General features: G+C 65.2%; 20 protein-coding genes and 1 pseudogene. 16 read left to right on the plus strand and 5 right to left on the minus strand.

What is annotated here, in order from left to right; genetic code table 11:
- Positions 1-39: 39 nt before the first annotated feature.
- The 3 genes from B0E48_RS08010 to rapA all read left to right on the plus strand — a co-directional run bounded on the left by B0E48_RS08010 (position 40) and on the right by rapA (position 6,085).
- Positions 40-2,388, plus strand: coding sequence for a catecholate siderophore receptor Fiu (locus B0E48_RS08010; protein ID WP_077517618.1), 2,349 nt, complete (start codon positions 40-42; stop codon positions 2,386-2,388).
- Between the two features lie 53 nt (positions 2,389-2,441).
- Positions 2,442-3,122, plus strand: coding sequence for a Fe2+-dependent dioxygenase (locus B0E48_RS08015; RefSeq protein ID WP_077517619.1), 681 nt, complete (start codon positions 2,442-2,444; stop codon positions 3,120-3,122).
- Positions 3,123-3,244: 122 nt separating this feature from the next.
- Positions 3,245-6,085 carry an RNA polymerase-associated protein RapA gene (rapA, locus tag B0E48_RS08020; RefSeq protein WP_077517620.1) on the plus strand — a complete coding sequence of 947 codons (2,841 nt, stop codon included), beginning with the start codon at positions 3,245-3,247 and terminating at the stop codon, positions 6,083-6,085.
- A 49-nt stretch (positions 6,086-6,134) separates the two neighbouring features.
- Here the strand turns inward: rapA and B0E48_RS08025 are convergent, their stop codons facing one another.
- The 5 genes and pseudogenes from B0E48_RS08025 to B0E48_RS08045 form a co-directional block, all read right to left on the minus strand.
- On the minus strand, positions 6,135-7,502 hold the full coding sequence (locus tag B0E48_RS08025) for an amino acid permease (protein WP_077517621.1): 1,368 nt from the start codon (positions 7,500-7,502) through the stop codon (positions 6,135-6,137).
- Positions 7,503-7,528: 26 nt separating this feature from the next.
- Entirely contained in the window at positions 7,529-8,146 is a 618-nt protein-coding gene (locus tag B0E48_RS08030; protein WP_077517622.1) for a rhomboid family intramembrane serine protease, read from the minus strand.
- Positions 8,147-8,335: 189 nt separating this feature from the next.
- A pseudogene (locus B0E48_RS08035) lies at positions 8,336-8,764 on the minus strand (C40 family peptidase); the annotation flags it as partial.
- A 770-nt stretch (positions 8,765-9,534) separates the two neighbouring features.
- On the minus strand, positions 9,535-10,230 hold the full coding sequence (locus B0E48_RS08040; RefSeq protein ID WP_077517623.1) for a YggS family pyridoxal phosphate-dependent enzyme: 696 nt from the start codon (positions 10,228-10,230) through the stop codon (positions 9,535-9,537).
- Between the two features lie 14 nt (positions 10,231-10,244).
- Complete coding sequence (locus B0E48_RS08045) at positions 10,245-11,669, minus strand: M20 family metallopeptidase (protein ID WP_077517624.1); 1,425 nt, start codon at positions 11,667-11,669, stop codon at positions 10,245-10,247.
- 230 nt (positions 11,670-11,899) lie between these two features.
- Between B0E48_RS08045 and B0E48_RS08050 the strand changes: the two genes are divergently transcribed.
- The 13 genes from B0E48_RS08050 (at position 11,900) to B0E48_RS08110 (ending at position 23,206) form a co-directional block, all read left to right on the plus strand.
- Positions 11,900-12,262, plus strand: a complete 363-nt coding sequence (locus tag B0E48_RS08050; RefSeq protein WP_077517625.1) for a ComEA family DNA-binding protein — start codon at positions 11,900-11,902, stop codon at positions 12,260-12,262.
- Positions 12,263-12,367: 105 nt separating this feature from the next.
- Positions 12,368-12,841, plus strand: a complete 474-nt coding sequence (locus tag B0E48_RS08055; RefSeq protein ID WP_077517626.1) for an SET domain-containing protein — start codon at positions 12,368-12,370, stop codon at positions 12,839-12,841.
- Positions 12,842-12,846: 5 nt separating this feature from the next.
- The gene (locus B0E48_RS08060; RefSeq protein WP_077517627.1) at positions 12,847-13,386 is read left to right on the plus strand and encodes a GNAT family N-acetyltransferase; all 540 of its coding nucleotides are present in this window, start codon (positions 12,847-12,849) and stop codon (positions 13,384-13,386) included.
- 303 nt (positions 13,387-13,689) lie between these two features.
- On the plus strand, positions 13,690-14,379 hold the full coding sequence (locus B0E48_RS08065) for a response regulator (RefSeq protein ID WP_077517628.1): 690 nt from the start codon (positions 13,690-13,692) through the stop codon (positions 14,377-14,379).
- The gene (locus tag B0E48_RS08070; protein WP_077517629.1) at positions 14,376-15,776 is read left to right on the plus strand and encodes a sensor histidine kinase; all 1,401 of its coding nucleotides are present in this window, start codon (positions 14,376-14,378) and stop codon (positions 15,774-15,776) included. Before B0E48_RS08065 ends, B0E48_RS08070 begins: the two co-directional genes overlap by 4 nt.
- 198 nt (positions 15,777-15,974) lie before the next feature.
- Positions 15,975-17,414: a TolC family protein gene (locus B0E48_RS08075; protein ID WP_139350202.1), complete on the plus strand. Its 1,440-nt coding sequence runs from the start codon at positions 15,975-15,977 to the stop codon at positions 17,412-17,414.
- Positions 17,414-18,544 (plus strand): ABC transporter permease, encoded by a 1,131-nt coding sequence (locus tag B0E48_RS08080; protein WP_077517631.1) that lies wholly within the window; start codon positions 17,414-17,416, stop codon positions 18,542-18,544. Before B0E48_RS08075 ends, B0E48_RS08080 begins: the two co-directional genes overlap by 1 nt.
- A gap of 5 nt (positions 18,545-18,549) precedes the next feature.
- Positions 18,550-19,302 (plus strand): ABC transporter ATP-binding protein, encoded by a 753-nt coding sequence (locus B0E48_RS08085; protein ID WP_077517632.1) that lies wholly within the window; start codon positions 18,550-18,552, stop codon positions 19,300-19,302.
- Positions 19,299-20,270, plus strand: coding sequence for a biotin/lipoyl-binding protein (locus B0E48_RS08090; RefSeq protein ID WP_077517633.1), 972 nt, complete (start codon positions 19,299-19,301; stop codon positions 20,268-20,270). The genes B0E48_RS08085 and B0E48_RS08090 overlap by 4 nt, the downstream gene beginning before the upstream one ends.
- An 83-nt stretch (positions 20,271-20,353) precedes the next feature.
- Positions 20,354-21,190: an alpha/beta fold hydrolase gene (locus B0E48_RS08095; RefSeq protein WP_077517634.1), complete on the plus strand. Its 837-nt coding sequence runs from the start codon at positions 20,354-20,356 to the stop codon at positions 21,188-21,190.
- Complete coding sequence (locus B0E48_RS08100) at positions 21,190-21,570, plus strand: EamA family transporter (protein ID WP_077517635.1); 381 nt, start codon at positions 21,190-21,192, stop codon at positions 21,568-21,570. The genes B0E48_RS08095 and B0E48_RS08100 overlap by 1 nt, the downstream gene beginning before the upstream one ends.
- Entirely contained in the window at positions 21,567-21,974 is a 408-nt protein-coding gene (locus tag B0E48_RS08105; protein WP_077517636.1) for an EamA family transporter, read from the plus strand. The genes B0E48_RS08100 and B0E48_RS08105 overlap by 4 nt, the downstream gene beginning before the upstream one ends.
- Positions 21,975-21,994: 20 nt before the next feature.
- Positions 21,995-23,206 (plus strand): DegT/DnrJ/EryC1/StrS family aminotransferase, encoded by a 1,212-nt coding sequence (locus B0E48_RS08110; protein WP_077517637.1) that lies wholly within the window; start codon positions 21,995-21,997, stop codon positions 23,204-23,206.

A 23,206-nucleotide genomic window follows, 5' to 3' on the forward strand; every position in this document is an offset into this window, starting at 1 on the left:
CTGTCGACCAGCGACGCACCATTCATCACCGGAATCCCCATGGCTTTCATCCGTAGCCGCAAACATACAGCCTCCCCCTGCAAGTCATTCTCGACGACATCCGGTATGGTGACGGCGGCCACCCTGTTCACTGGCCTGGCCCTGGCCCTTCCCGCTGCTGCCACTGACCTGTCGTCAACCGCCGCCACCGATGCACAGGTCGCCCAGGCGAAGAGCCTGCCCGCCGTCAAGGTGGAGGCGAACTCCAGCAACGACTATCGCGTCGACCAGCTGTCCTCGCCGAAATTCACCCAGCCGTTGCTCGATACCACGCAAACCATCAGCGTGATCAGCAAGGAGCTGATCCAGCAGCAAGGCGCCACCACGTTGACCGAGGCGCTGCGCAACAGCCCCGGGGTGGGCACGTTCTACGCCGGTGAAAACGGCACCACCTCGACCGGCGACGCGATCTACATGCGCGGCTTCGATACCTCGAACAGCATCTTCGTCGACGGCGTGCGCGATCTGGGCTCGATCTCGCGCGACGTGTTCAACATCGAACAGATCGAAGTGACCAAGGGCCCGGCCAGCACCGACAACGGGCGCACCGCGCCGACCGGCTCGATCAACCTGGTAAGCAAGCAGCCGACCCTGCATGACAGCCTCTCGGCCTCGGTCTCCTACGGCAGCGGCGACCACAAGCGCAGTACCGCGGACTGGAACCAAAGCATCGGCAGCAACGCCGCCTTCCGCCTCAACGTGATGGGTCAGGACAGTGGCGTACCGGGCCGCGACGCGGTCGAGAACAACCGCTGGGGCGTGGCGCCGACATTGGCGTTCGGCCTGGGCACGGCCACCCGCGTGTATCTGGATTACCTGCACGTCAAGCAGAACAACATACCTGACGGTGGCGTGCCCACCATTGGCTTGCCCGGCTACAGCAGCCCGGACCCGACGCGCCCGCAGATCGGCAGCGCCGCGATGGTCGATTCCAGCAATTTCTACGGCACCGATGCCGACCACGATCGCGTCAACGCCGACATGTTCACCGCGCGCATCGAACACGACTTCTCGCCGGACGTCGCCTTGCACAACACCTTGCGCTGGGGCCGCACGCACGAGGATTACCTGCTCACCTCGTTCATGGCCAGCGCGGCCAATCTGCTGACGCCTAACATCAACGACCCGTCGACCTGGACGCTCGCGCGCAGCAACCCGACGTTCAAGGATCAGACCAACCGCATCCTGACCAACCAGACCAACCTCACCGTCAACTTCGATACCGGTGCGATCACCCACAACCTAAGTGCCGGCATCGAGCTGACCAGCGAGCGACTGAACACCGTGGGGCTGGCCACCAGCCCGCTCGGCACGTTGTGGCCGGCAGCCAATCTGTACGACCCCAATCCGAACGTGGCGAACCCGGCCTACGGCCCGAACGGAACCTACAGTGCAGGCAAGACCAATACTGCGGCAGCCTATCTGTTCGACACCTTGAAGTTCGGCGAGCACTGGCAGGTCAATGCCGGCGTGCGGCTGGACAACTACACGACCGACTTCACCAGCGTGGTGACCTGCGGCACGTCCAAGAGCGCCCCGGCCTGCGGCAGCCTGCGGCTCGGCAGCCCGGTGTCTGGCGTCGACACCAGCCAGTCTGACAACCTGCTCAACTACAAGCTCGGCGTGCTGTACAAACCGGTCGCCAACGGCAGCATCTACGCCAACTTTGCCGTGTCCGCGCAGCCACCGGGCGGCAGCAGCCTGTCGCTCAGTTCAGCCGCCAACAGCGCCGACAACCCGATCTTCGCCCCGGAAAAGGCACGCACCACCGAAGTCGGTACGAAGTGGGATTTGCTCAGTGATCGACTGCTGCTGACCGGGGCGATCTATCGCACCATCGTTAGCAATGACGTCGTGCAGGATCCGGTCGATCTGCTGTACTACCAGATCGGCAGGAAGCGCGTGCAGGGCATCGAGTTGAGCGCGGTCGGCAAACTTACCGACAACTGGGCGGTGAGTGCCGGCTACACCACGATGAACGCAAGCGTGGCCAATGGCCCGAATGTCTCCCAGGACGGTTCCAGCGATCTGGCCTATACGCCCAAGAGCGCCTTCACCGCATGGACCACCTACCACTTGCCGTTCAACCTGACGATCGGTGGGGGCGCCCGCTATTCGGGCGAGATGAAGCGCGGTACCGACAGCGCAATCGGCACGCCGGCGTTCACCGATGCGTACTGGGTGTTCGACGCAATGGCCAGCTACCCGGTCAGCAAGCAATTCGAGCTGCAGTTGAATCTGTACAACCTGTTCGACAAGAGCTATGTCGCGGCGATCAACAAGAGCGGTTACCGTTACACGCCGGGCGCACCACGTTCGGCGATGATTACCGCCAACTTCCGCTTCTGATACCTGCACTCCTTCCCTTCGCCTGCACGAGAAGGGACATCCAGGAACCCGTCATGCTGCTGCATATTCCCGACGTCCTCAGCCGCGAACAGCTCAGCCATATGCGCGTGGCACTGGATGCGACCGACTGGACCGACGGACGCGAAACCGTCGGTGCGCAAGGCGCCAGGGTGAAGCGCAACCAGCAGCTGCCGGATACCTCGCCACTGCGACAGCAACTGGGTCAGACCGTACTGTCGGCGCTGGCGAAACATCCGCTCTATCACGCGGCAACGTTGCCGCTGCGCACCTTGCCACCGCGCTTCAACCGTTATGAAGGTGGCAGCCACTACGGCTTCCATGTCGACGGCGCGGTGATGGCGTTGCCCGGCGATGCCGGCCAGCTGCGCAGCGACATCTCCTGCACGCTGTTCCTCAGCGAGCCGGACGACTACGACGGCGGCGAGCTGATTGTCAGCGACACCTACGGCGAACACGAGGTGAAGCTGCCAGCAGGTGATCTGATCGTCTACCCGTCCAGCAGCCTGCACCGGGTCGCACCGGTGACGCGCGGAGCACGCCTGGCTTCGTTCTTCTGGGTACAGAGCCTGATCCGCGACGACGGCCGGCGCCAGCTGCTGTTCGAACTGGATGCCTCGATCCAGGCCCTGACCCAGTCCGGCGCCGATGCCGCTGCGCTGCTGCGACTGACCGGCGTCTATCACAACCTGCTGCGCCAGTGGGCTGAAACCTGAGTCCGGACGGCCATAACTGCGGCCATCCCGGCTGACCTCGCATTACCCGCCTGCAACCAGCTGTTCCCAGCGCGTGCCGCTGAGCGGATAATCGTCGACCCTTGATGCAACACGGCTGTGCAATGTTCGTACCTGGTCAACGCTGGATCTCCTCTGCCGAACCCGAGCTCGGCCTCGGCACCGTGCTGCGCGTCGAAGGGCGCGGTGTGCAGGTGCTGTTTGCCAAGGCCGGCGTGCTGCGCCCCTACGCGGTCGACTCGGCGCCGCTGCTGCGCGCCGAATTCCGCGCTGGCCAGCGCGTGGCCGGCAAGGGCATCGCGTTCCTGGTCGAGCGCGTCGAGATCCGCGAAGAGCTGTTGATCTATCGCGGCGAGGGCCGCGAACTGCACGAAGGCCAGCTCGACGACGAGCAGAGCGTCAGCCAGGCCGACGACCGCCTGATCGGCGGCCGCACCGATGCGGTCGCGCAGTTCGAACTGCGTCTGGAAGGCCTCAAGCGGCGTGCCGAAGCGCGCCGCTCGCCGATGTGGGGTCTCGGTGCCGCGCGGATCGGGCTGGTACCGCATCAGCTGCGTGTAGCCGGCATCGCTTCCGCACGCCGACCGCCGCGCGTACTGCTGGCTGACGAAGTCGGCCTCGGCAAAACCATCGAGGCGGGCATGATCATCGGCCGCCAGCTCGCCACCGGCCGCGCTTCGCGCGTGCTGCTGCTGTTGCCCGACACGCTGGTGTACCAGTGGTTCGTCGAGCTGCTGCGCCGCTTCAACCTCAGCTTCGCGATCTACGACGAGGAACGCTGCGAGGCGCTGGAGCAGTCCGGCGACGATAGCAACCCGTTCGAGGACGAGCAGCTGGTGATCGCCGACTTCGGCTTTCTCGAGAACTCGCCGAAACACGCGCAGCAATTGCTCGAAGCGCCGTGGGATCTGCTGGTGGTCGACGAGGCGCACCACCTGGCCTGGTCGCCCGAGGTCGCCAGTCCGCGCTACACGATGGTTGAACGACTCGCCGCCGCGATTCCCGGCGTGATCCTGCTCACCGCCACGCCGGAACAGCTCGGCCGCAGCGGCCACTTCGCCCGTCTGCGCCTGCTCGATCCGCAGCGCTACCACGATCTGGACGGCTATCTGGCCGAGGCCGACGCCTATCAGGCGCTGTCGAAGATTGCCGATCGACTGCTCGACGGCAACGCGCTCGACGATGCCCAGCGCGCCACCCTCGCCGAAGCCTTCCACGGCGACGCGGCTCTCACCGCACAACTGGCCGGATCGACCAAGCCGGCGAACGCGCGCGAACTGCTCGCCGCGCTGATCGACCGCCACGGCACCGGCCGCGCGATGTTCCGCAACAACCGCGCCGGCGTCGGCGGCTTCCCCAAGCGCCTGCCCGAATGGCATCTGCTCGATGCCGACACGCTTGAAGAGAACACCCGCCAGTCGCTGCTGGCCGAATTCCATGCCGACATCCAGCAGCCGCCGGCCTTGATCGAAGTCGACTACAGCGCCGATCCGCGCATCGACACCCTGATCGCCCTGCTCGATAAGCACCCGCAGGACAAATTCCTGCTGATCTGCCGCAGCCAGGCCAAGGTGCTGGCACTGGAAGATGTGCTGCGCACGCGCAGCGGCGTCGGCGTGGCGCGTTTCCACGAAGGCCTCGGCATCGTGCAGCGCGACCGCAATGCCGCATATTTTGCCCAACCCGATGGCGCGCGCCTGTTGCTGTGCTCCGAGATCGGTTCGGAGGGGCGCAACTTCCAGTTTGCACACCGCTTGATCCTGTGGGATCTGCCGCTGGATCCAGATCTGCTCGAACAACGCATCGGCCGGCTCGACCGGATCGGTCAGAAGCACGACATCAATATCCATATCCTGGCTGTCGCCGACAGCGCGCAGCATGTGCTTGCCCGTTGGTACGACGAGGGCGTCAATGCATTCCGCATGAGTCCGGCCGACGGCCGCGAACTGCTGCGCCGCTATGGCGAGCCGTTGGCCCGACTGGCCGACGAACATGCGCGCGGCGACGACAACCGCGACCAGGAACTCGACGTGCTGCTGGCCGAGACCGCCGCCAGTCACGAGCAGATGGCCGAACTGATCCGCGGCGGTCGCGATCACCTGCTGGAGCTGGCAGCCAGCCGCGACCTGCACGCCGACGAACTGCAGCAGGCGTTTGCCCGCGAGGATTTCGACCCGGGCCGCGATGCGTTCGTGCAGCGCCTGCTGGAAGCGTTCGGTATCCACGCCGAGGAGCTCGGCGGCCAGGTGCTGCTGCTCGATCCGCAATACCTGTCCACCGATGCCCTGCCCGGCTTTGCCGAAGGCCCGCAGTCGGTGACGTTCGCGCGCGACGTGGCTTTGTCGCGCGAAGAGCTGCCATTGCTGCGGCTGGATCACCCGCTGGTCGCCGGCGCGATGGATCTGGCGCTGTCCGGCGAACAAGGCAATGCGGCCTTCATGGTCGACGACGTGCTACCGCCGCGTACCGCGCTGCTGCAAGCGGTCTATGTACTCGAATGCGTGGCCGACCGCCGACTGGACGCCGAACGCTTCCTGCCGACCCTGCCGATCGTGGTCACCGTCGATACCCGCTTGGCCGAGCGTGCCGATTTCGCGCCGAGCGAGATCGCTTTGCGCAAGGCCAGCGACCGCAATATCGAAGTGGTGCGCTACCGCAAGTTCCTCGGCAAGCTGGTGCCGCCGATGCTGGAGCGTGCCGAGACACTCGCTGCTGTACGCGGACAAACCAGCATCGACGAGGCATTGTCCCTCGCTACCGAAACGCTGGATGCCGAACTGTCGCGCCTGCTCGCCTTGCGGGCGGTGAACCCGTCGGTCAGTGAAGCCGAAATCGCCGCCGTCGCCGGTGAGCGCACGGCCCTGCTGATGGCGTTGCCGCAATCCCGCCTGCGGCTGGACGCAGTGCGCTTCGTGGTCAGCCCGGACTTTCTCGCGCTGCGCTGAGCAACCAAGATTTCGACGACAGCCGGCCTCACCCCCGGCTGTCGCGTGATCAGCCGACGGCTACATCCTGCGTTGCGAGTATGCGGCGGTCGACGCCAAACAGCTTGTAGGCGACTGTCAGCAGCAGCACCCACGCCACGCCCACATACAGCGCCACCCGGGTATCGGCGCTGTAGCCGAGCATGACCAGCACGAAGGCGAGAAACGCCAGGCAGACCACGCTGCTCAATGGAAACCAGCGCAGGCGGAACGCCAGCGGCACGAGCTGGCGACGGCGGAAGCGCCAGTGCGCGATCAGCACCATGCCCCAGGTCCACACAGTGTTGAACGCAAGGATCGACATCATCATGCCGAAGATGCGCCCGGGCACCAGGTAGTTCATCAGCACGCCCAGCATCAGGAACACCAGGGTCACCAGCACGCCGCGCACCGGCACGCCATGCGCGCTCAGGTGCCGCATGGCGTGCGGCGCCTGCCCCTTCGTCGCCAGGCTGTGCAGCATGCGGCTGCCGCTGAACGTGGTGGAGTTGAAGCTCGACAGCGCCGCGGTGATCACCACGAAGTTGATCAACCCGGCCGCCTGTGGAATGCCGAGCTTGGCGAAGGTGGTGACGAAGGGGCTGCCCTGCGTGCCCAGCTCGTTCCACGGATAGATCGCCATGATCACGAACAGCGCGCCGACATAGAAGATCAGGATGCGCCAGATCACCGAGTTGACTGCGCGCGGAATCGTGCGCTCGGGATGCGCAGCCTCGGCCGCGGCCATACCGATCGTCTCGATGCCACCGAACGAGAACACCAGGACCGGCAGCGCCAGCACCATGCCGGTCACCCCGTTAGGAAACCAGCCGCCATGCGTCCACAGGTTCGATATCCCCAGCGGGTGGCCACCATTGCCCCAGCCCAGCCAGATGATCGCGGCGCCGCCGGCGATCATGAGTACCACCGTCAGCACCTTGATCAGTGCGAACCAGAATTCCATCTCGCCGTAAACCTTCACCGCCAGCAGGTTCAGGCCACCGATCATCGCCACGCTGCCGAACGCCCATATCCATTGCGGCAGATCGGGAAACCACGCCTTCATGTAGATGCCCACCGCCGTGCTCTCGGCGATGCCCACGCCCATCATCAGGATCCAGTAGTTCCAGCCGGTGAGGTAACCGGCGAACGGCCCGAGGTACTTGTGCGCGTAGGCGGCGAAGGAACCCGCAATGGGCTCGTGTGCGGCCATCTCGCCCAGCGCGCGCATGATGATGAAGATCATCGCGCCGCCGAACAGATAGGCAAACAGTACCGACGGCCCAGCCAGCTTGATCGTGCTGGCCGAACCGAGGAACAGGCCGGCGCCGATGCACATGCCCAGCGCCATGAAGGTGATGTGGCGCGGGCTCAGTTGGCGTTGCAGGGTTTCAGACATGGTTTCCGCTCATGGATGGAGATGGGTCAGCGCATCAGGCGCCGCTTCGGTTTGAGCGGCAGCCGCCCACGCCAGTATTCGATCAGCACGATGCCGCCCAGCATGCCGCCAAGGTGCGCGAAATGGGCCACACCGGGCTCGATCCCCGTCACGCCCATGGTCAACTCGACGATCGCATAGCCGGTCACGAACAGCCACGCCGGCATCGGAATCGGCAGGAACATCAGCATCACTTTCTCATGCGGATACATCATGCCGAATGCCAGCAGCAGGCCGAAGATCGCGCCGGAGGCGCCGAGCGTGGGTCCGGGTTCCGCCGGCGGGAAAAACCACAGCACCGCCAGTTGCAGCAGCGAGGCGACGATCGCGCAGACGAAATAATAGAGAGTGAACTCACGCGCCCCCAGCGTGCGCTCGATCGCGCCGCCAAACATGTACAACGCGATCATGTTGAACAGGATGTGGGTCACCCCACCATGCAGGAACGCGCTGGTAACGATCTGCCACACCTCGAACAGGCCACTGCCGAGCGGCCACAACGCGAAATACTGCAGGATGGGGTCGCCCATCACCTGCTGCAGCAGGAACACGGCGACGTTCGCGATCAGCAGGTTGCGCGTGACGGGCGGCAGGTCAAAGGGCATCGGGCTGTTTCCGGGAGATCAGTGGCAGGGCAGGATGGATGAGGCGCAGGCATCGGCGCAACTGCGGCACGGCTACGCTGACCTGCATGGCGCTCGATCGTTCACTCACCGACGATGCCGGGACATACCGCGACGAACGAAAAAGCCGCCTCGCGGCGGCTTCTGCAGACACGGGCGGCAACCACCGGATCAACCGTTGTGCGCCACCTGTGCGATCGCTTCCGGACGCTTGGCGCCGGCAAAGCGCTTGGCCCAGTAGGCATCGTTGAGGCTGGAGATCTCCACCGACTTGCCGGTGGTCGGCGAGTGGATGAAGCGGCCCTCGGAAATGTAAATGCCGACATGCGAGATGTTCCGCTTGCCGTGGGTACGGAAGAACACCAGGTCGCCCGGCTTCATGTCGGCACGCTTGACCTTGAAACCGGACAGGAACTGCGAAGCGGAATTGGTCGGCAGCTGGACACCTGTCGCATGGGCGAACACGTAGCGGACGAAACCGCTGCAGTCGAAGCCCGTCGAGGGGTCGCTACCACCACGCACATAACGGATATCGCGCAGCTTCATCGCCAGGGTGATCAGCGCCTTGCGCAGATCGGTGACGTCGTCGCCAGCGGCCGCATCGGTGGCCTGCTCGTTCGTGCCGGTCTGTTCACTCATCGCGACATTGCGGGTCGCGGCGCTCGGATTAGCCGCGACCAACACGCCGAAATAGGTGGGTTCGGTGGACTGCACCAGCATCCGGGGCGAATCGAATGCCGGCGCCTGGTTCAGCCAGGTTGGCGTGGTATCGGCGGAAACCGCGGCGCCGGCCATAGCCAAGGGACGAGCCTGCAGTAGATCGGCGCGCTTGATCTCGACGACCGCTACCGTATTCGCGATGGTTGGCGTATCGATGTCGGCGATCGTGCTGCGGGATGCGGCGGAATGGGTGTGGCTGACGTGGTGTGTCGCTTTGGCGAGCTTGCCATGCACCGGCTTGTGATGTGCCGGCTTGCTGTGTGTCTGCTTGGACTGCGCCTGCTTCGCATGGGCCGGCTTGGCGTGCGTCTTGCTGGTGGCGGCCTGCACGGGTATGGCAACAAGCAACGCGGCAGCGAGCACAGACAAGGCGGTCAATCGGTTGATTGGCATGCGGGAAAAATCCCCTGGAGTGCATCAGGATTAGCCGCCTGCAAAGCTGACGACGTGACGATTGAGTGAAGTTAGCAAGAAGGCATAGACCGTATGTTCGATTGAAGTTAACTAAACCCTGTCGTTCCGAAACAGATATTCGCCGCACGATTAGATATAATCGTTTGATTTTGAAAATAAAATATAGAAGTCTCGTCGTGAGAAAGAATCTCATGCCCTGTTTCTGTGATGCACATCACCAAACCGGGCGTCCATGATCAGGAACGGAAACCAAAGACGGCCGTGCCGATCCGGACTTCGGTGGCGCCTGCGGCAATCGCCAGTGGAAAATCGCCGCTCATCCCCATGGAAAGTCTTGGTAGATCATGACCTTGCGTCATGGCCTCATCGCGTAGCTCGCGCAACAGGTTGAAACAGCCACGCACCTCGGCTGGCTCGCTGGAATGGGTCGCCAAGGTCATCAAACCGCGCGTCCGCAACGTGTCATAGCGGCGCAAGCTGTCGAGAAAGGCCGGCAGCTGTTCAGGGGGCAGCCCGTATTTGCTGGGTTCGTGCGAGGTCTTCACCTGCACCAGCACATCGATCGCACGACCTTCCTGCTGCAAGCGCCGATCCAGCGCCTCGGCCAGTTCCAGCCGGTCCAGCGACTGCACCTCGCTGGCCAGCCGAGCCACGTCCCTGGCCTTGTTGGTCTGCAGGTGACCGATCATCACCCAGTCGATGCCGCAGTCGGCCAGCGGCGCCGCCTTGTCGCGGATCTCCTGCACCTTGTTCTCGCCGAAGCGGTGCAGGCCCAATCCGACCGCCAGCCGAATCAACTCCGGACCGAACGTCTTGCTGACCGGCAGGATCTTTACTGATGCCGGATCGCGGCCAGCCTCGCGGCAGGCATCATCGACGCGCCGGCGGATCTGTGCCCAGTTGGCGGCCAGCCAGGCCGTATCCGTGCTCATGCGCCGACCATGGGTCAGGCCTTGGTGCTCTGCTGGTGATGTCGTGCCACCACTTCAGCCACCACCATGCTGACCTTCTTGCCGGTAGGAATGTGCAGGAACTCGTTCGGGCCATGCGCGTTGGAATGCGGACCAAGCACGCCGGTGATCAGGAACTGCGCCTTCGGGAATTTCTCGCCCAGCATGCCCATGAACGGAATGCTGCCACCCTCGCCCATGTAGGTCGCTGGCGCGCCGAAGTAATGCTGCGAGGCGTCGGCAACGGCCTGCTCCAGCCACGGCGACAGCTGCGGCGCGTTCCAGCCGCTGCCGTCTTTCTCCAGCGCGAAGGTGACCTTGGCGCCGTACGGCGGATCCTTTTCCAGCAGCTGTTTGAGGAATTCGCCAGCCTTGGCCCCGTTCAACGTCGGTGGCACACGCAGGCTCAGCTTCACCGACGTCTGCGGGCGCAATACATTGCCAGCACTGTCCAGCGGCGGCATGCCGCCGATCCCGGTCACCGCCAGCTGCGGGCGCCAGGTCCGGTTGAGCACCAGCTCGGCCAAATCATGGGTGACCGGCTGCATGCCCTCGACCCACGGAAACTTGTCGTAGATATCGTCGCCCAGCACCTCGGCCGAGAGCTTGGCCTGTTCGACGCGCTGCGCCGGGATCTCGACGTACAGTTCCTTCGGCTTGATCTGGCCGGTGACCGAATCCTCCAGCCGCGACAGCAGCTCGCGCAAGATGCGGAAGCTCGACGGCACTACGCCGGAAGCGTCGCCCGAATGCACGCCCTCTTCCAGCACCTGCACGGTGAGGTTGCCGCCAGTCATGCCACGCAGCGAGGTAGTCAGCCACAGCTGGTCGTAGTTGCCGCAGCCGGAGTCCAGGCACACCACCAGCGACGGGCTGCCGATGCGCGCGGCCAGGTGGTCGACGTAATAAGGAAGGTCATAGCTGCCGGATTCCTCGCAGGCCTCGATCATCACCACGCAACGCGCGTGCGGAATTCCTTGCTCATGCAGCGCAAGCAACGCCGCGAGCGAGCCGAAGATCGCGTAGCCATCGTCGGCACCACCACGACCGTACAGCTTGTCACCCTTGATCACCGGCGTCCACGGACCGAGCCCATCGGCCCAGCCAGTCATCTCCGGCTGCTTGTCCAGATGACCGTACAGCATCACGGTGTCATCGCCCTGACCGGGCACTTCGATATAGATGAGCGGCGTGCGCCCTTCCAGCCGCACTACTTCCAGCGTGGCCCCCGGCAGCGCCGCCAGCTTGGAGCGTGCCCAGGTCTCCATCAGCCTGACCGCCGCATCCATATAACCGTGCTCGACCCACTTCGCATCGAACATCGGCGACTTGTTGGGAATACGAATGTATTCGACCAGCTGCGGCACGATTTCATCGTCCCACAGGCCACTGACAAAACGGGAAAGACGGGCAGTATCCATGCTCAAACTCCAGGGGCGATCAGACCGCCATTGTATCAGCGCCATCCAGCCACACTGGCGTTGACGCCGACACCCCATCAGTCGATTCCCACAGCTGACCGCAACGCTTGCGCACAGCCTCGCTATGGCGTTGCCGACTGTGTATCCACCTGCTTGCGCGCCACAGTGCAGCTGCGGCACCCGGATGCCGCTTCGGCGCTCACGCGCCATCACACCCAGGGAGAAAGGCCATGTTCCACAAACTTGCCGCGCTTGCCCTTGCATTGACGCTCGCCCTGCCGGGCCTGACGTTTGCCGCCACCGCCGTCAACATCAACAAGGCCGACGCGGCCACCATTGCCAGTTCACTGGATGGCATCGGCCAGTCCAAAGCAGAGGCGATCGTCGCCTGGCGCGATGCCCACGGACCGTTCAAAAGTGCCGACGACCTGGCCCAGGTCAAGGGTATTGGCCCGGCGACCCTGGAGCGCAATCGCGCTGCCATCCTGCTTACCGACACCACGGCCCATGCCGCTACCACGGCGGACAAGCCGGCCAAGAGCCGGCATCGGAGCAAAAAGACCGCTGTCGAGGAAGCCGCTGCTGCTGAATGACTTTGGAGAGCCCTCCCACGGACGGGAGCCTGGCGGCGCGATCCATGGCGGGTCGCGCCGCTTGCGCTACACTCGCGCGCCCTTCCTGCCATCGTCGCATCAATCATGATCCTGCCGCGTTACCACATTGCCGCTTCCGCCATTCACGGCGCCGGCAAGGGGCTGTTTCTCGATGAAACCGTGGCGGCTGGGCGCATCATCACCGCGCCGGATGGCATCAATCAGACCTTCCGCCATGCCGACATCGCCGCGTCGCCCGAGCTCAGCGCACAGATCCATGCCAGCGCGCGCTGGTTTGAGGACCGTTACACGCTGTCACCCGACTGGCCGGACGAGTGCTATATCAATCACAGTTTCACGCCGAACGGGCTGTGGCATCTGGGTTTCGTGTTTGCGTTGACCGAGCTCCCGCCTGGCACCGAGATCACCGTGGACTACCGGCACTTGCTACCACCCGGCGAAGCCGAGGATTTTGCCGATTCGGTCACAGGTGAGACAATCACCGGGTTGTCCTGGCAAGAGAGTCTCGCCAGCAGTACTCACGCACTGGCCGTATTGCTGGGCGCCACCTACCGTTGATTGTGATGTTTGATATTCCAACTCTTGAAACGGCGCGCCTGCGCCTGACCGCGCTGACCGAACAGCATTTCAACGATTACGCCGCCATGCTGGCCGACCCGGACAGCACACGCTGGATCGGTGACGGCCAGCCGCTGGACCGTACCAATGCCTGGCGCTCGCTGGCGATGCTGCTGGGTCACTGGCAATTGCGCGGCTGTGGCATGTGGGCGCTGGAGCTGAAGTCCACTGGCGAATTCATCGGCCGCGCTGGTCTGATGTACCCCGATGGCTGGCCGGATCTGGAGCTGGGCTGGATGCTGAAGCCGGAACACCGCCACCACGGTTATGCCACCGAAGCCGGTGATGCCGTACTCGATTTTGCCTGGAATCAGCTGCAAGCCAAGCGCGTGATCAGCCTGGTGCGGATCGGCAACGAAGCCTCCGACCGGGTGGCCGAGCGCCTCGGCGGCGAGCATATCGAGGACATGGATTTCTACGGCAGCCACAGCCACGTGTTTGCCTACTATCCGCCGCAGCGCGAACACCGGCGCGCATACGCCTGACCCGCTGGCGCAAGTCACCCTTCGTCAGCTGCCACGCGGCACCGCAGCGTCGCCCGATCCACCGGGCAATGCCACATCCCGCTCACCGCATTCAGGTTGTCGCCGGTCAGCTCCAGCGCGACCGGTGCTTGAACGTCACCTGTGCGCCGCCGGAACTACGACAGACGCAAACTTGTCTGGAACTGCACAACACCCGAGAATCTGCAGGCATGTTCTGCCCGCATCCGGCAACGTCCTGCATCTGGCCACATCGCGCACGTCATACTTGCTGTTCCGTGGCCCACGTCCCCAGGAGTTTCTCACATGCGCATCCTGCTGGCCGAGGACGATCCCTCCATCGCCGAAGGCATCTGCGCGTCGCTGCGGCATGGTGGCCATGCGGTGGATCACGTGGCCAGCGGCAACCTCGCCGATGCGGCGCTACGCGATCACGAATACGACCTGCTGGTGCTGGATCTGGGCCTGCCGTCGCTCGACGGCAGTGAAGTGCTGCGGCGCCTGCGCAGCCGTGGCACGGGCTTGCCGGTGCTGGTGGTTACCGCGCGCGACGGCCTGCCCGAACGTATCCGCATTCTCGACTTGGGCGCCGACGACTACCTGGTGAAGCCTTTTGCCCTAGCCGAATTCGAGGCGCGCGTGCGTGCGCTGCTACGCCGCGCCAGCAGCCAGGGCAAGCCGGAATTGCTGCTTGGACGATTGCGGCTGGATCTGCCCGGCCATCGCGCCTGGATCGATCAGGCACCCCTGGAACTGACCGCGCGCGAGTTCGGGCTGCTGGAGGCATTGGCGCTGCGAGCCGACCGCGTCACCAGCCGAGCGCAACTGATCGAGGCACTGTGCGACTGGGACCAGGAGCTGACCGACAACGGACTGGACATCGCAATCCACCGGCTGCGACGCAAGCTGCAAGGCAGCGGCACTGGCGTGCGTACCATCCGTGGCCTGGGTTATCTGCTGGAAGAGGCTGAAGAACCCGCGAGCAATCCGGCATGAGCCCACCGCATATACGCCGTCGGCGTCCCAGCCTGCGCCGGCGCCTGCTGATTTTCCTGCTGATTCCAATGGCCGCCTTGCTGTTGCTGGACGCAGGGCTGACCTACGGCGTAGCCCTGGGCTATGCCAACAAAGTGCATGACCGCGATCTCAGCGACGATGCCTTGACGCTGGCGAAGATGCTCGGCAACGACCAGCTCGGCAGCACGCTCACGCCGCAGGCGCGGTTCCTGCTCGAATACGATCCGGACGGCCACAGCTATTTCAGCGTGATAAGCACCAGGCATGGCCTGCTCGCCGGCAACGGGCGCCTGCCGCAACTGTCGCAGGCACCCACGCTGGGCGCCGCACCCGTGCTGTACGACACGTTGCTGGACAAACATGCGCTGCGCGCCGCCAGCGTGCACATGGTTGCCAGCCATGATCCCAACGACAGTCTGATCATCACCGTCGCCGAAACCCTGCGCGACCGGCACGTACAGGCGCGGGAAATTCTGCTGCTGGCAACCTTGATGCAGACCTTGCTGCTGGTCAGTGTGCTGTCGCTGGTCTGGTTCGGGGTCAGCCGCGGCCTGCGCGTACTCGACCCGTTGACGGCCCGGCTGGCCGCACGCACGCATGAGCTGACGCCGATCAACGGCCCCGATGTGCCGCAGGAAATCCAGCCGTTGACGCGCACCATCGACGCGCTGTTCGGCCGCCTGCGCGGCATGCTGGCCCTGCACGACCGCTTCATCGCTGATGCGGCACACCAGTTGCGCACGCCGCTGGCCGGATTGAGCCTGCATGTCGACCGCGCGTTGGCCGACCCGCAGCCGGAGACAGTGACCGATGCACTCATGCATATCCAGCGGCTCACTCATCGCGCCGCGCGGACAACCTCGCAATTGCTGTCGCTGGCCCGCGCACAGGCGTCACCGCCGGACAACGAGGAGTGCACGCGGCTCGATCTGGGCCGCCTGATTCCCGAAGCAGTGTCGCTACGCGTGCATGACGCGCTCGTCGCCGGCGTGGATCTGGGTTATCAGGCGCCTGCCACCAGACAGACATTGTGCATCCTCGGCGACGCGGCCAGCGTGCAGGATCTGCTGGACAACCTGATCGACAACAGCGTGCGCTATGGCGGCCGCGGCAGCAGCGTCACCGTCGCCCTGCAGGCACGACCCGATGGCGGCGCCAGCCTCAGTGTCGAGGACAACGGCCCCGGCGTGGCACCCGAGCTGCTGCCTCGCCTGAGCGAACGCTTTTTCCGCGCTGCCGGCAACGGCGAGGAAGGCAGCGGGCTGGGTCTGGCGATCGTCCAGCGCATTGCCGAACGGCATCACGCCGAGGTGATCTACCGGTCCGGTGAGGAATGCGGCCTGTGCGTCGAAGTGCACTTCCCGCCGATGACGTGACATGAGGCCACGCGGCCATACTCACTGCACTCTGCCTGTACGTTTGAACGAGGCCCTATTGCGATCCTGCGCTTCCCGTTCACAATAGTCGGTGACGCCACTGTGGCAACGATCAACGATGACCGCCACGGATACCGACTGGACGCAGCAGCGTCATGTCATCGCCATGGAACCATGCATACCGTGCCATCCCGACTCATGAGCAAGGCAACCGCCAGCAGCCTGTTGTGTGGCTGTCTGATCGGTGCCCTGCTCGCCGGCTGCGCCTCGCCGGTGCCCAAGCTGACACCGCCGGTGCCAACGCAGTGGCAACATGCGCTCGCCTCGGATCCGGCCAAGCCAACCGACCTGCATGGCTGGTGGCATGCCTTCGATGATTCCGAACTCGACGCGCTGGTCGAACGTGCGCTGACCGACAATCTCGATGTGGCACAGGCGGTCGAGCGGCTCCGCGCAGTGCGCGCGCTGCACGATCGTGCTGATGCGCGTTACCTGCCAGCGCTGACCGCGAGCACCAATGATGTAATCGATCCGGACGCAAACGCGTCGTACTTCCTGGTCGGCTTCGACGCCACTTGGGAATTCGGACTGTTCGGGCGAGCCGAAGGCAACCGGCGCGAATCGCGGGGTGCGCTGGATGCCGGCATTGCCGACCTGCGCACCGCCCAGGTATCGCTGGTTGCCGAAGTCGTTCGCGAGTGGATCGAGCTGCGTACCGCGCAGCAACAGGATCAATTGCTGTCGCAGATCAGTCGGAGGCGCCAGCATGAATGGCAGTTGCTGCAAATACGCCAGCGGCTGCAGCTGGTGGCGCCCAACGTGGTAGATCAGGCGCAGGCAGCGTTTGCACAATCCGTGGCCGCCCAAGGCATACCACGGCAGGCCATCAACGCCTGCGCGCAGCAGCTGGCCGTGCTGCTCGGTCAAAACCACCCCGACCCGGCGTGGCTGCAACCCGGCAAGCCACCCGAACTGGGTGCTTGGCAGCTCGACAGCGCCCCGGCCGACCTGCTGCGCACGCGCCCCGAGATTGCCCGCGCCGAAGCCGATGTATTGCAGGCCGCCGGCGCACAGGCACTAGCCCATGCCGATCTGTTTCCCAGTATTGGTCTCGGTGGATCGATCGACTGGTCCACCGACATCAACAACAACAAGAAGCATCCCAGCACCCCCAATGCCATCGACTCACTGGGCCCGGTGATCAGTATCCCGTTGTTCGACTGGGGTATCCGGCTGGCCGCCAAGCACGCCAAGGATCACGAGTTGAAGGCCAGCGTGCTGGCTTACCGGCAGGCCGTGTTGCAAGGCGTGGCCGAGGTGGAAACCGCGCTCGGCAGCGTGCAGCAGCAACAGCAACGCGAACAGCACAGCCTGCTCGCATGGCAGGCGCTGCAACGCGTCGACCAGACCGTGCAGACCCGGGTCGGCCTGCAGCTGGGCAGTCCGCTCGATCGCGCCGAGAGCCAGATCGCCGCCGATCAGGCCGCGCTCGAACTGGCCGATGCCCGCGCCGGACACAACCTGGCCTATGTGGCCTTGTTCAAGGCACTCGGCGGCGCGCCGTTGCCGTCGGCCGCCCAGTTGGAGGTGTCGCCCGAGGCGTCACCCGAAGCCCGCACGGACGAGGTTCACCGCTGATGGTGGCCCTCGCGCGCAAGACGCTGATCTACGAATGGCGGCGTTTTCTGCCCGCGATGCTGGCGGTGGGTTTCGCCGGCCTGCTGCAACTGCTGCAGATCGCGCTGGTACTGGGCATCTTCGGCAGCACCAGCCTGTACATCACCGGTTCGTCGGCCGATGTGTGGATCGGTTATCCGGGCACCCAGAGCGTAGGCTCGGGCCGCACGATCGACGCCGACGTGGAATCGCATGTGCTGATGGATCCGGCGGTGCAGCGGGTCGAGCCGTACATCTGGGTCGACGGAGACTGGCGCGGTCCCGCCGAAACCGGCGGCGTCTCGGTGTTCGTTTCCGGCATCGACCCCAGCGCGGACGGCCTGATGTTCTCCAAAGCGCTGCCAGCCGACCTGCGCGCGCGACTAGCGGAGCCGGATGCGGTCGTCGTCGACCGCTCGGTGCTGGACCAGCTCGGTGTCGAGCTCGGCCAGACCGCCACCATCAACGGTCATCCGGTGCGCGTGGTCGGCATCAGCAGCGGGCTGCGGGCCCTGGGCGGTGTCAACGTGCTGTGCTCGCTGGATACTGCGCGACGACTGGATGACGACCCGGCCGATGCCGGTCCGACCTACCTGGTCGCCAGGTTGCGCGACCCGAGTCAGGCCGAAGCCGTCGCCGCGCGCCTGCGCGGCGACACCGCGTTCGGTCCGTACACCACCTGGAGCGCCAAGGATTTCGCAAAGATCTCGGTACGCTACTGGCTGTTCGATACCGGCGCCGGCGCCGGCGTGCTGTTCCTGGCCGGCATCGTGTTTCTGGTCGGCGCGGTGATCACCAGCCAGACCCTGATTGCCGCGGTCAACGGCTCGGTGCGCGAGTACGCCACGCTCAATGCGCTCGGCGTAGGCGTGGGCGCCTTGCGCAAGGTGGTGCTGGAACAGGCGTTCTGGGTCGGCGCGCTGGGCCTGCTCGGTGCTGGCGCACTCGGCGTCGTGCTGATGCTGCTGGCGCGCAGTCAGGATGTACCGGTGGTCTTGAATGTGCCGGCGGCACTCGCCTGTATCCTGCTGGTGATGGGCTTGGCCGCGGTTTCCGGACTGGCCGCGATGCGCAGCCTGCGCCGTGCTGACCCTGCCACGTTGCTGAGGTAGCCGCGATGCTGACTGCCACTTCAGCGACACCAACATCTGCGCCCGCCCTGCTCGCTGAGGGCGTCAGCAAGGCCTTTGTCTCCGGCCAGCAGCGCACGCAGGTACTTGATGGTCTCTCGCTGAGCCTCAATGCCGGCGAACTGACTCTGATCTCCGGCCCCTCCGGCTGCGGCAAGAGCACCCTGCTGGCGATTCTCAGCGGCCTGCAGAAGGTCGACAGCGGTCGCGTGCATGCGCTCGGCAGCGAGCTCGGCCTGCTCGACTTGCGCGCGCTGGAACGCTTCCGCCTGCAGCACACCGGCTTCGTGTTCCAGGGCTTCAATCTGTTTCCCGCGCTGAGCGCATTCGAACAGGTCGAGTTGCCGCTGAACCACATGGGTCTGTCACGCGTCGAGGCGCGTCGGCGTGCGCAGGAATCGCTGGAGGAAGTCGGCCTGGCGCACCGCATGCGCCTGCGACCATCCGAGCTGTCCGGTGGCGAGAAGCAGCGTGTCGCCATCGCCCGTGCACTGGCCAAGGAACCGGAACTGCTGTTTGCCGACGAACCCACCAGCGCGCTGGATGCCGCCAACGGCCAGATGATCATCGACATCCTGCACCGGATCGCGCGCGCCCACGGCACCACCGTGCTGTGCGTCAGTCACGATCCGCGCTTGGTCGTCCACGCCGACCGCGTCCTGGCGATGGAAGACGGCCGCATACTCAGCGACCGGCGCCCCCACGCGCCGGACGCGTCAGACCACGGAACCCCATCATGAAGTCGCCCGTACCTTTCCCGCCACGGCGTCCACTGGCCTTGCGACTGATCCGCCCCGGTTGCATGGCCGTGGCGATGTCCTGCCTGCTGGCTGCCTGCTCGAAACCCGCCGATGCGCCCACCAGTGCCGCTGCCAAGCCGGCCGCCGCGTATGCTGCGGTGGCCCGCGGCCGGATCGACATCGAAGGTGGCCTGCTGAACCTGTCGATGCCACGCGACGGCACCCTCGCCACGGTCGCCGTGCACGAAGGTGACCACGTCAAGCAGGGGCAATTGCTGGCCACGCTGGATACCCAGCCGGCCAAACTGGCGGTGGATGCCGCGCAGGCACAGCTCGAGCAGGCACAGGCGCAACTGAAGTTGCTGGCCATCAAGCAGGCCGCTGCCGGGCAGCGCGCCAAACGACTGGCTGCCGCCGTCGCTGCCGGCGCCGGCGACGGCCAGAGCGCCGACGACGCACGCGAAGCCGCCGCCCAGCTCGATGCCGAACAGCAGGCCGATCGCGCTGCGCAGGACATGGCCAGTCAGAAACTGGACGAAGCCCGCTACGAGCTGAGGCAGCGCAGCCTGCTCGCGCCATTCGACGCCGAGGTGGTTCGCGTGCTGGCGCAGCCCGGCGCCAGCGTGTCGCCATCATCCGGCCCACTGTTCACCCTGTTGCCACAGAAACCGCGGATCGTACGCGCCGAACTCAATGAGAGCTTCGTCGGCGTGATCCAGCCGGGCATGCATGCCGAAGTCGTCGCCGACAGCGGTCGCGACAACGCCCGGTGGAGTGCGCATGTGCTGCGCATCGGGAATGTCTACGGGCCGGCCACGCTGGAAAACGACCCGCAGGTGCGCGCCAATGCGCGCACGGTGGAATGCGTGCTGGCATTCGACCAGCCGCAGGAATTGCGTATCGGACAGCGTGTGCTCGTCCGCTTCGGCGCCGCCTCGACACCGGCTCCAACCACCTCGAAAGACTGAGGAAACCGCCATCTGCGACCCTTTACGGTAGCAAGGACCGCCGTCGATCAATCGATGGCGGCCTATCCGTACAGGGCAACCGCGTGATCCAGCAAACTGATTTCTTCTTCGAGGGCGGGCGCAGCGGCGTACTGCTGATCCACGGCCTGACCGGCACGCCGATGGAAATGCGGTTGCTCGGCAAGGGCCTGAACCGCGCCGGCTTCACCGTGCACGGCATGCAGCTGGCTGGCCATTGCGGCAACGTTGAAGATTTGCTCGCCACCGACTGGCACGACTGGTACGCCAGCGTGGAAAAAGCCGCCGACGAGATGCTCGACAAGGTCGATCACCTGTTCGTCGGCGGCCTGTCGATGGGCGCGCTGCTGGCGCTGAAACTGGCCGCGGATCGGCCGCAGCAGGTTGCTGGCGTCGGCGTCTACGGCGCCACTTTCCGTTACGACGGCTGGAGCATTCCATGGGCGGCGAAACTGTCGTTCATGCTGCCGCTGCTGAAAAAGCTCGGCATCGGCCGCAACCGCAGCTTCATGGAGCAGCCGCCCTACGGTATTCGCGACGAACGCCTGCGTGCACAGGTCAGCACCGCGATGCTCAGCGGCGACAGCGCTGCCGCCGGCCTGCCCGGCAACCCTTGGTATTCGCTGGCCGAGATGTATGGCCTGGCCGCCGAAGTACGCAGCCAGCTGCCGCAGGTGATTGCACCGTGCCTGGTTGCGCACGCCAGCGAGGATGACGTCGCCAGCCTGAAGAATGCCGAACTGGTGATGCGCGAAGTCAGCGCGCCGGCCGAGCTGCTGCTGCTCAAGGACAGTTACCACATGATCACGATCGACAAGGAACGCCGCACCCTGATCGATCGCTCGGCCGCATTCTTCGACAACATCGCCGCGTCGAACAGCACGCAGCGCGTCGCGGCCTGATGATGTCGGTGGCGGGTTCCATCTCTCCGCTGGTGGCGGGCCTGTGGTTGCTCAACATCGTGCTCGATACCGGCGGCCAGCTGGCCTTCAAGGCCGCCGCGGGTGACGAGGGGGCCGGCGACGGCCTGGCACGCTGGAAGCACATGGCATCACGACCGTGGCTGTGGCTCGGCGTCGCCAGCTACGTGATCGAGTTCCTGGTGTGGATCGCGTTCCTGTCGCTGATCCCGCTGTCCGAAGGCGTGCTGCTGGGTTCGATCAATATCGTCGCGATCATGGTCGCTGGACGTTTCCTGTTCGGTGAGAAACTGACCCGGCTGCGCGTCGCCGGCATCCTGCTGGTGACGCTCGGCGTGGTGATCGTGGGAGTCGGCGGATGAAGCGCTTCTACCTGATCGGCTTCCTGCTGCTGATGGGTTTCGACACCCTCGCGCAGATCAGTTTCAAATACGCCGGCACCCAGGCGCTCCCCGTCGCGGCCAGCCTCGAATGGGTGTTGCGCGTGTTCAGCCAGCCGTGGGTCTACGGCGCGGTGATCGGCTACGTCGGCGCGTTCTTCACCTGGATGGCGCTGCTCAAGCACGCGCCGATCGGCCCCGCCTTCGCCGCCTCGCATCTGGAAGTGGTATCGGTGATGCTGTTGTCGATATGGCTGTTCGACGAACAGCTCAACACGGCGCGCGTGCTGGGCGCGATCGCGATCATCGCCGGCATCGTCTGCCTTGGCATGGCCGAGAGTCGCGAACACGTGCCCGAAGCCGAGCCCGCTCCAGCCGAAGCCTGAGCACCGGTTAAGCTGCGCGCATGCTGCCCCGTCGCCATCACGAACTGCCACCTACCGCCGGCCTGCCACTCAGGTTCGCCGACTTGCGACCGGGCGCGGCGACTCTGGCTGCCGACATCGCGGCGCAGCTGTGCGTACCACCGCTGCAACTGGAATGCTCCGGCACCGCCTCACTGTTGATCGCGCTGACGGCGCTTCGTGAGCTGCAGCCGCAACGTCGGCGCGTCGTGGTGCCTGCCTACACCTGTCCGCTGGTAGCGATCGCCGTGCAGCAGGCCGGGCTCGAATTGCAGTTGTGCGACTTGCGCGCCAGCCACTACGACATGGATCCGGCCGCGCTGCGCGCGGCCTGCGACGAACGCACGCTGGCGATCGTCCCCACCCATCTGGGCGGCCGTGTAGCCGCCGTCGACGATGCGCTGGCGGTGGCCAACAACGTGGGTGCCTATGTGATCGAGGATGCCGCGCAGGCGCTCGGTGCACGCCGCGCGGGCGTCAGCGTTGGGCTCGCTGGCGACATCGGTTTCTTCAGTCTGGCTGCTGGCAAGGGGCTGTCGATCTACGAAGGCGGCCTGCTGCTGGCGCGCGATCCGAAACTGCAGGAACAGCTCGCGCGCACCGCCGCGCGCATCGTGCCGCACAGTCTCGGCTGGGAATGGAAACGCAGCATCGAACTGCTCGGCTACGCCGCGTTGTACCGACCACGCGGTTTGCGGCTGGCGTATGGCAACCCCCTGCGCCGTGCCCTGCGTCACGGCGATCCGGTGGCCGCGGTGGGCGACGATTTCCCGTTGACGATACCGCTGCACCGCGTCGGTCGCTGGCGCCAGGCAGTCGGCGCACATGCCGCCACGCGTCTGCCAGCATTCCTCGATCAGCTGTCGGCGCAGGCGCAACGCCGCCTGCCACGATTGCGCCTGATCGACGGCATCGAGGTGCTCGATGATCCAGATGGCGCACATGGCAGCTGGCCGTTCCTGCTGCTGATGCTGCCCGACCAGCAGCGGCGCGATGCCGCGCTGGCGCAGCTGTGGTCATCCGGCCTGGGCGTCAGCCGTCTATTCATCCACGCGCTGCCCGACTACGCCTATCTCGCCGGCGTGGTGCCCGCGCAACATGTGCCTAACGCGCGCGACTTCGCTGCACGCAGCCTCAGCATCAGCAACAGCCTGTGGATGACTGACGAGGACTTCGAGACGATCTGCCGCGCGCTCGAAGCGGTGCTGGCCTGA

The organism is Rhodanobacter sp. C03 (genome assembly GCF_002001175.1).
Lineage (GTDB): Bacteria > Pseudomonadota > Gammaproteobacteria > Xanthomonadales > Rhodanobacteraceae > Rhodanobacter.

Coding starts and splice junctions, on each gene's coding strand:
- B0E48_RS08010 (WP_077517618.1), top strand. CDS start 40: ATGGCTTTCATCCGTAGCCGCAAACATACAGCCTCCCCCTGCAAGTCA.
- B0E48_RS08015 (WP_077517619.1), top strand. CDS start 2,442: ATGCTGCTGCATATTCCCGACGTCCTCAGCCGCGAACAGCTCAGCCAT.
- rapA (WP_077517620.1), top strand. CDS start 3,245: ATGTTCGTACCTGGTCAACGCTGGATCTCCTCTGCCGAACCCGAGCTC.
- B0E48_RS08025 (WP_077517621.1), bottom strand. CDS start 7,502: ATGTCTGAAACCCTGCAACGCCAACTGAGCCCGCGCCACATCACCTTC.
- B0E48_RS08030 (WP_077517622.1), bottom strand. CDS start 8,146: ATGCCCTTTGACCTGCCGCCCGTCACGCGCAACCTGCTGATCGCGAAC.
- B0E48_RS08040 (WP_077517623.1), bottom strand. CDS start 10,230: ATGAGCACGGATACGGCCTGGCTGGCCGCCAACTGGGCACAGATCCGC.
- B0E48_RS08045 (WP_077517624.1), bottom strand. CDS start 11,669: ATGGATACTGCCCGTCTTTCCCGTTTTGTCAGTGGCCTGTGGGACGAT.
- B0E48_RS08050 (WP_077517625.1), top strand. CDS start 11,900: ATGTTCCACAAACTTGCCGCGCTTGCCCTTGCATTGACGCTCGCCCTG.
- B0E48_RS08055 (WP_077517626.1), top strand. CDS start 12,368: ATGATCCTGCCGCGTTACCACATTGCCGCTTCCGCCATTCACGGCGCC.
- B0E48_RS08060 (WP_077517627.1), top strand. CDS start 12,847: ATGTTTGATATTCCAACTCTTGAAACGGCGCGCCTGCGCCTGACCGCG.
- B0E48_RS08065 (WP_077517628.1), top strand. CDS start 13,690: ATGCGCATCCTGCTGGCCGAGGACGATCCCTCCATCGCCGAAGGCATC.
- B0E48_RS08070 (WP_077517629.1), top strand. CDS start 14,376: ATGAGCCCACCGCATATACGCCGTCGGCGTCCCAGCCTGCGCCGGCGC.
- B0E48_RS08075 (WP_139350202.1), top strand. CDS start 15,975: ATGAGCAAGGCAACCGCCAGCAGCCTGTTGTGTGGCTGTCTGATCGGT.
- B0E48_RS08080 (WP_077517631.1), top strand. CDS start 17,414: ATGGTGGCCCTCGCGCGCAAGACGCTGATCTACGAATGGCGGCGTTTT.
- B0E48_RS08085 (WP_077517632.1), top strand. CDS start 18,550: ATGCTGACTGCCACTTCAGCGACACCAACATCTGCGCCCGCCCTGCTC.
- B0E48_RS08090 (WP_077517633.1), top strand. CDS start 19,299: ATGAAGTCGCCCGTACCTTTCCCGCCACGGCGTCCACTGGCCTTGCGA.
- B0E48_RS08100 (WP_077517635.1), top strand. CDS start 21,190: ATGATGTCGGTGGCGGGTTCCATCTCTCCGCTGGTGGCGGGCCTGTGG.
- B0E48_RS08105 (WP_077517636.1), top strand. CDS start 21,567: ATGAAGCGCTTCTACCTGATCGGCTTCCTGCTGCTGATGGGTTTCGAC.
- B0E48_RS08110 (WP_077517637.1), top strand. CDS start 21,995: ATGCTGCCCCGTCGCCATCACGAACTGCCACCTACCGCCGGCCTGCCA.